Raw genomic sequence first — 6,969 nt, forward strand, 5'->3', positions numbered from 1 at the left:
TGTCAGGCGATCAAAGCTGGGCCAGCACCAGGCCACCACGGGCCTTCGGCGTGAACCACGTGCTCTTGCGCGGCAGCTTGAGGCGGGCGAGGTTGACCGATACGAAGTCGTCGACGGTCACCGGTGCGATGAGGACCGCCAGCTCGGCGTGGCCCGTGTCGACCTCGTTGGCAAGCCACTCGGCCGGGTAGTCGCCGCCCACGTACGTGATCCGCTTGTCACCCGGGTCGAGCCCGAGCCCGTCGCGCAGCAGCACCCGCTCCACCAGCGCGTGGTCGAGGTTGTCCACGGCGGCCGCACCTGGGGTTTCCGGCAGCGCGACCGCGTGCACCTCGCCATTGGCGTACAGCTGAATCGTGCCGCCCTCGACCGGGACGGTCGGCGGACCCTGCACGGCGCGGACCTCGGCGCCCGCGGCGCGGAGCCGGTCGAGCAGCTCGGGCAGCGGCACGGTCAGCTCGCTGATCAGCCGGTTGTAGGGCTGGATCGTCACCGAGTCGGGCGTGGTGATCACCGCGAGGAAGCGCGGCAGGCCGCCGGTCTGCGCGGCGAGGCTCCGGTGGTTGCCGTCGGCGACCACCAGCTCGCCGCCGCTGGCCAGGGCGCACAGCTCGTCTTGCGCCTGGCCGGGGCCGATCAGCCAGATCGCGTGGGTGCGGCCGGCCTGGTCGCGATCGGTCGCGGCCGGCGCGCCGGCCTGCTCCGCGGCCGCCTCCAGCGCCGCGTGCAGCGCGTCGCCCGAGCCGGTCTGCAGCAGCAGTACCGGTGACAGCAGGTGCCCGGTCGCCTCGGCGAGCGCCACCCGCTCCCGGACCTTCTCGATGAAGACGTCTTCGTTGCGGATCACCAGGCCGGGCTCGTCGGCGCTGGTCGAGATCTGGTCGGTGTCGACCATGCCGAAGAACCCGTATGCCGGCTCTTCGCCCGGCGCGCTGATGCGGTAGAGCACGACGACCTGCTCGGCGGGGGTGTAGCTGCCGTCGGCCTTCGCCTCGGTCAGCCGGCGGACCGCCGCGGGCAGGCAGTCGCGGAACGACTGGCCGATGCTCTCCGGTGCCCGGTGCGGCATCTCGACGGCCAGGGCACTGTGCGGGTTGTCGGTGATGATCGCGGTGATCTCGGCGTCATCGGCGAACTCGTCGTAGTTTTGCGCGCCGGTGCCGCCGGTGGTGATCCAGGCCCGGGCGATCGGATGCACGATCGTCATACTGCGTGACGGTACCGTCGCTGGTCGGTGTGACCGCCGACACCCTAGCTTCGCCTGGCCTCCGGAGCGGCGGCGTCTGGACTGAGCGACGCGCCGACGAAGTCGGTGCGCGGCGCGAGGGAAGACGGCGCCTCCAAGGCTCCGGGGCCCGCGCTCGCGGAGCGAGCGCCAACCAGCACAGCGCCGACCACAATGGGGGGCGCGAGCAGTTCGACAAGGTCATCGGGCAGGGTCGGCTCGACGCTCTCCCAGCGACATTCGTCAACGGACCAGTAGACGGCGGCGTCCACCTCGTCCCGGGCTTCCGGCTCGTTATCCATCGCCTTCGCTCTCCCCGTACGCAGGTTTCCACCCCAGCGTCGCCAGGGCCTCTAACCTGCGCAACGAGACTGTCGGCAGCCCGTCACGCGAAGGGTCAGTCGAATATCGGACGCTCTTCGCGAGTGCGCTTGATCTCGTAGAAACCAGGCGTGCCGGCGACCAGAAGCACGCCGTCCCACAGCCGGCCAGCCGCCTCGCCCTTGGGCGCCGGCGTGACCACCGGACCGAAGAACGCGATCTTCTGGCCGTCGACCGGGCCGGGCGCGTGGATCACGGGCGTGCCGACGTCCATGCCCACCGGCTTCATGCCGGCGTCGTGGCTGGCGCGCAGCGCGTCGTCGAACTCGGTGGAGTCGCCGGCCTCGGCCAGCGCGGTGTCGAGGCCCGCGTCGGCGAGCGCCGCGCGGTACAGCTCAGGCCCGCGGTCTTCGGCGCCCGGGTGGATCCGGGTACCGAGCGCCGTGTACAGCGAGCGCAGCACCTGGGGACCGTACTTCTGCTCGGCCGCGACGCAGATCCGCACCGGCGCCCAGCCGGTTTTCATCAGATCGCGGTACTTCTCCGGCAGGTCACGGCCCTCGTTCAGTACCGACAGGCTCATCACGTGGAAGTTGACGTCGATGGGACGAACCCGCTCGACTTCGAGGAGCCAGCGGGACGTAAGCCAGGCCCACGGGCAGATGGGATCGAACCACATGTCTACCGATGAACGTTCAACCATGTACCCAATCCTGCTCCGTCCGCCGCGCGCTGGCATCGCGATGCGACGGTGACCTGGGCCACCCCAGGTTTTCCGAGCTTGACATGGAAGACTCTGAGGAGGGCCGTCGACGGGGACGGCCAGCGGAAAATGCTGGATGGAGATCCCACAGTGGCCGGAGTACGCAACCTGACCCAGGTCGAGGCGGCCGAACGCGCCCGCCTGCTCGACGTGACCGGATACGACATCACCCTTGATCTATCAGGGTCGATCTCCGGCAGTCAGACGTTCCGCTCCACCACAGCGGTGACCTTCCGATCATCCGAGCCCGGGGCGAGCACGTTCATCGAGGTCGCGGCGCAGGCTCTGCGCTCCGCGACCCTCAACGGCGTCCCGGTCGACATCTCCGAGTGGTCCGCCGAGCGCGGGCTCACCCTCACCGGCCTCGCCGCCGACAACACGCTCGTCGTCGACGCCGACTTCTTCTACTCCGCGAGCGGCCAGGGGCTGCACCGCAGCGTCGACCCGGTCGACAAGGAGGTGTACCTCTACAGCCAGTTCGAGACGGCTGACGCGCAACGGGTGTACGCCTGCTTCGACCAGCCCGACCTCAAGAGCCTCTACACCTGGCACGCGACCGTGCCGGCACACTGGAAGGTCGTCTCGAACTCGCCGGCGGTACGCGTCGACGACCTGCCCGACGACGACCTCAAGACCGTCCACTTCGGGCAGTCCGTGCGGATGAGCACCTACATCACCGCGCTGTGCGCCGGCCCGTACCACGAGGTGCGCGACAGCCACGACGGCATCGACCTCGGCGTCTACTGCCGCGCCTCCATGGCCCGGTACCTCGACGCCGACGACATCCTCACGGTCACCAAGCAGGGCTTCGACTTCTTCCACGAGCAGTTCGGCGTGCGGTACCCGCTGCCCAAGTACGACCAGTTGTGGGTGCCCGACTTCAACGCCGGCGCGATGGAAAACTTCGGCTGCGTCACGCACGCCGAGGCGCACTACATCTTCCGCTCGCAGGTCACCGACTTCGAGTACGAGCAGCGGGCCAACACGATCCTGCACGAGCTGGCGCACATGTGGTTCGGCAATCTCGTGACCATGCGCTGGTGGAACGACCTGTGGCTCAACGAGTCGTTCGCCGAGTGGGCCAGCCACTGGTGCAACACCAACGCCACCCGGTTCACCGACGCCTGGACCACGTTCCTGTCCGTCCGCAAAAATTGGGGCTACCGGCAGGACCAGCTCTCCTCCACCCACCCGGTGTACTGCGAGATGCCCGACCTGGAGGCCGTCGAGGTCAACTTCGACGGCATCACGTACGCCAAGGGCGCCAGCGTGCTCAAGCAGCTCGTGGCGTACGTGGGCATCGACCCGTTCCTCGCCGGGCTGCGCTCCTACTTCGCCCGGCACGCCTGGGGCAACGCCACCTTCGACGACCTGCTCTCCGAGCTGGAGGTGGCGTCGGGTCGCGAACTGCGCAAGTTCGCCGCGCAGTGGCTGGAGACCGCTCAGGTCAACACGCTCCGCCCCTCGGTCGAGATCGCGCCAGACGGCACATACGCCGACGTGACCGTGCTGCAGGAGGCGCCGGCGGGTTACCCGGTGCTGCGCACGCACCGCATCGGCGTGGGCCTCTACGACATCGTGGGCGACCAGCTGGTACGGCGCGAGCGGCTCGAGGTCGACGTCACCGGCGAGCGCACCTCGCTCCCCCAGCTGGTGGGCGTACGCGCCGCCGACGTGCTGCTGCTCAACGACGACGACCTCACGTACGCCAAGCTGCGTCTCGACGAGCGCTCGATGGCAAACGTCGTGCAGCACATCGCAGGGTTCGAGTCGTCGCTGTCGCGGGCGCTGTGCTGGGCCGCCGCCTGGGACATGGTCCGCGACGCCGAGCTCGCCGCACGCGACTACGTCGCCCTGGTGGTCGCGGGGCTGCCCGCCGAGCGCGACATCAACCTCGTCACCGCCACCCTCCGGCAGGGCGCGAGCACCCTGACGTTCTACGCCGACCCGGAGTGGGCGCCCACCGGCTGGGCCGCCCTCGCCGACGTGGCCCGCACGTCACTCGCCGCCGCCGAGCCGGGCAGCGGCTTCCAGCTCGCCTGGGCCCGGGCGTACTCGTCCGCCGCCCGCTCCGAGTCCGACCTCACCGTGCTGCGCGGCTGGCTCGACGGCGCAGGTGTGCCCGACGGGCTCTCGATCGACACCGAGCTGCGCTGGTCGGTGCTCCAGTCGCTGGCCGCGAAGGGTTTCGTGGGGCCCGGGGAGATCGAGGCCGAGTTGGAGTCCGACCGCACGGCCAGCGGCGAGCGGGAGGCTACGTACGCCCGCGCGCTCCTGCCCGAGGCTGGCAACAAGGCCGAGGTCTGGCGCCGGCTGGTCAGCGACGGCGCCCTGCCGAACTGGGAGCACCGCGCGCTGCTGCAAGGCTTCCAGCACCCGACCCAGATCGAGCTGACCGCGCAGTACATCGAGCCGTACTTCGAGGCGGTCGGGCCGCTCTGGGCCAAGCGCGACAGCGAGCCGGCGCAGGAGTTCGTGATGCTCGCCTACCCGGCCTACCAGGTGAGCGAGGCGACGGTGGCGGCCACCGACGCGTGGCTGGCCCAGGATGGTCACCCGGCACCGTTGCGCCGGCTTGTCGCCGAAGGCAAGGACGGCATCGTCCGAGCCCTCCGCGCCCGCCTCCGCGACGCCTCCGCCTCCGCGCCGCCGCCGGCCGGGCGCCCCGTCGATCAAGGGCGAATGCACGTGGTTCGATCTCTTTTCCGCGTGCTTTTGCCCTTGATCCGTGAGAATGCCCTTGATCGGCGGGCATGGCGCCGCCGGCTCGGTAGGGTGGGCCGGAGGGAGGTGGTCGCCGTGACACTCCAGCTCACCGCACCCGATCGGCCGTGGGGCGAAGCCGACCTTCACGCGCTGCCCGACGACGGCCACCGGTACGAGATCATCGACGGGAGCCTGCACATCAGCGCCCCGCTCGACGACCCCCATCAGCGGCTCGTCGATGACATCGTCGGCGACCTGCGCACCGCGGTGCCGCCGGGCTGGCGGGCGGTCTGCCGAGTCGGGCTGCGCGCCGGCGCCAGCTACCTGGTGCCCGACATCACCGTGCTGCTGCCCGCTTCGCCGTTGGCCAATACCTGGGTCGAACCGGCCGACATCGCGCTGGTGGTCGAGGTGGAGTCACCCAGCAGCCGCCGGCTCGACCGCTGTCTCAAGCCCGGCCTGTACGCCGAGGCGGGCGTCGAGTCGTACTGGCGGATCGAGCGCACGAGCAAGGGTCCCGTGGCGCATCTCTACACCCGGGCGGCGGCCGGCCACTACGAGCTGCACCGCTCCGTCCACCCGGGCCAGTGCGTGACCGCCGAGCTGCCGTACGCGGTCCAGGTGGCCCCGGCGACCTGGTCTCAGTAGCACAAGCCGGCTTGATCGGGGCGTTTTCCACAGGGCGGCTGGCTGTACACAGGCGCCCAACGGGCTGCCGCTCCGGCGGGAACGCTCGGCGGCATGACGGACCTGTACGACGACGCGGCGGCACTGCCGCGGCTGCTACGCGGCGGCCTCACGGCACACGACTCCCGGGCGCTGCGCAGCGCCGGCATCAGCAGGAGCGCGGCCTCGTGGGCGCGTTCGAAAGGCCGGCTTGGCCATCCTTTTCACGCCACCTACCTCAGCGGTCCGGGCGCCGCTGACCTGCTCGACCGGTTCCGGGCAGCGTTGCTCGGGCTGCCGCCGGCCGCCGTGTTTACCGGCCTGACCGCCGCGCTGCTGTACGGATTCGGTGTGATCGCCACCAGCGACGTCCACATCGCGGTGCCCGCGGGTACGGCCGTACCGCAGCGGCGCGGTGTCGCGGCGCACGAATGCGTGATGCCGTTCGACGACGTCCGCGAGGTCTTCGGCCTGCCCTGCCTGGCGCCGGCGCGGTGCGCGGTCGACCTGGCCCGCCGCCTGCCGCGAGGCGACGCGCTCGCGGTCTTCGACGCGGCACTTCGCGCGGGCGCGTGCTCGGCCGACGACCTGATCGCCGAGGTGGGGCGGCACGGACGGTTGCGTGGTATCCGGCAGGCGCGCGAGCTGGTGACGCTCGCGACGCCGCTCTCCGAGTGCCGGCAGGAGAGCCACCTTCGGCTGGTCTTCCACGACGGCGGTCTGCCCCGGCCCCGGCCGCAGCTCGCGGTCGTCGACGAGTGGGGCGTGGAGCGCTGCCGCCTCGACCTGGGATATGAGGAGCCGCGGGTGGGCGCCGAGTATGAAGGCCGTTCGCACCTGGAGCGGTCGCGACTGCGGCACGACCGCGAGCGGCACAACTGGCTGGATGTACGCGGTTGGCGGATGCGGTACTTCACCGACCATGACCTGTACCGCAGGCCGGACCGGATCGTCGCGGTGATGCGCACGACGCTGTATCAGCCGGCAGCGCGGCCGCACCGCTGGGTCTGAGCCCGCAGCCCGTGTGGCGCCCAGGGTGAGCGCGGCCTGGGCAATGCCGGCACCCGCGCGATAGGCCCGCCACCGCGATAGGCCCGCACCCGCGCCGCCGCGGACGGCGGCCTGCGGCGGACGGCGCGGGCGGCCCGCCGATCAAGGGCATTCCCATGGATCAAGGGCGAATGCACGCGGAAGAGAGAGGCGGTTTCAGGGGGTCAGTGCAACGAGGTGCTGGTTGAGCTTCTGGGCTGGAGTATGCCAGTTCAGGGTTTGTCGTGGCCGTCGGTTG

5 protein-coding genes and 1 pseudogene are annotated in these 6,969 nt (G+C 70.6%); 3 read left to right on the plus strand and 3 right to left on the minus strand.

Annotated elements, in window-relative coordinates; genetic code table 11:
• Positions 1–10: 10 nt before the first annotated feature.
• The 3 genes from QMG73_RS42665 to QMG73_RS42675 all read right to left on the minus strand — a co-directional run bounded on the left by QMG73_RS42665 (position 11) and on the right by QMG73_RS42675 (position 2,249).
• Entirely contained in the window at positions 11–1,207 is a 1,197-nt protein-coding gene (locus tag QMG73_RS42665) for a DUF1015 family protein (RefSeq protein WP_281905364.1), read from the minus strand.
• A 44-nt stretch (positions 1,208–1,251) separates the two neighbouring features.
• A complete protein-coding gene (locus tag QMG73_RS42670) occupies positions 1,252–1,527 on the minus strand; it encodes a hypothetical protein (RefSeq protein WP_281905367.1) in 276 nt (91 codons plus the stop codon).
• Between the two features lie 95 nt (positions 1,528–1,622).
• Entirely contained in the window at positions 1,623–2,249 is a 627-nt protein-coding gene (locus QMG73_RS42675; RefSeq protein WP_281905369.1) for a mycothiol-dependent nitroreductase Rv2466c family protein, read from the minus strand.
• 129 nt (positions 2,250–2,378) lie between these two features.
• On the opposite strand from QMG73_RS42675, the pseudogene pepN reads away from it, so the two are divergent.
• The 3 genes and pseudogenes from pepN to QMG73_RS42690 form a co-directional block, all read left to right on the plus strand.
• Positions 2,379–4,943 (plus strand): annotated as a pseudogene (gene pepN, locus QMG73_RS42680) (aminopeptidase N); the annotation flags it as partial.
• 48 nt (positions 4,944–4,991) lie between these two features.
• Positions 4,992–5,663, plus strand: a complete 672-nt coding sequence (locus tag QMG73_RS42685; protein WP_281905373.1) for a Uma2 family endonuclease — start codon at positions 4,992–4,994, stop codon at positions 5,661–5,663.
• Positions 5,664–5,756: 93 nt separating this feature from the next.
• On the plus strand, positions 5,757–6,692 hold the full coding sequence (locus QMG73_RS42690; protein ID WP_281905371.1) for an acetolactate synthase large subunit family protein: 936 nt from the start codon (positions 5,757–5,759) through the stop codon (positions 6,690–6,692).
• Positions 6,693–6,969 lie beyond the last annotated feature (277 nt).

The organism is Phytohabitans aurantiacus, assembly GCF_027923225.1.
Classification (GTDB): domain Bacteria; phylum Actinomycetota; class Actinomycetes; order Mycobacteriales; family Micromonosporaceae; genus Phytohabitans; species Phytohabitans aurantiacus.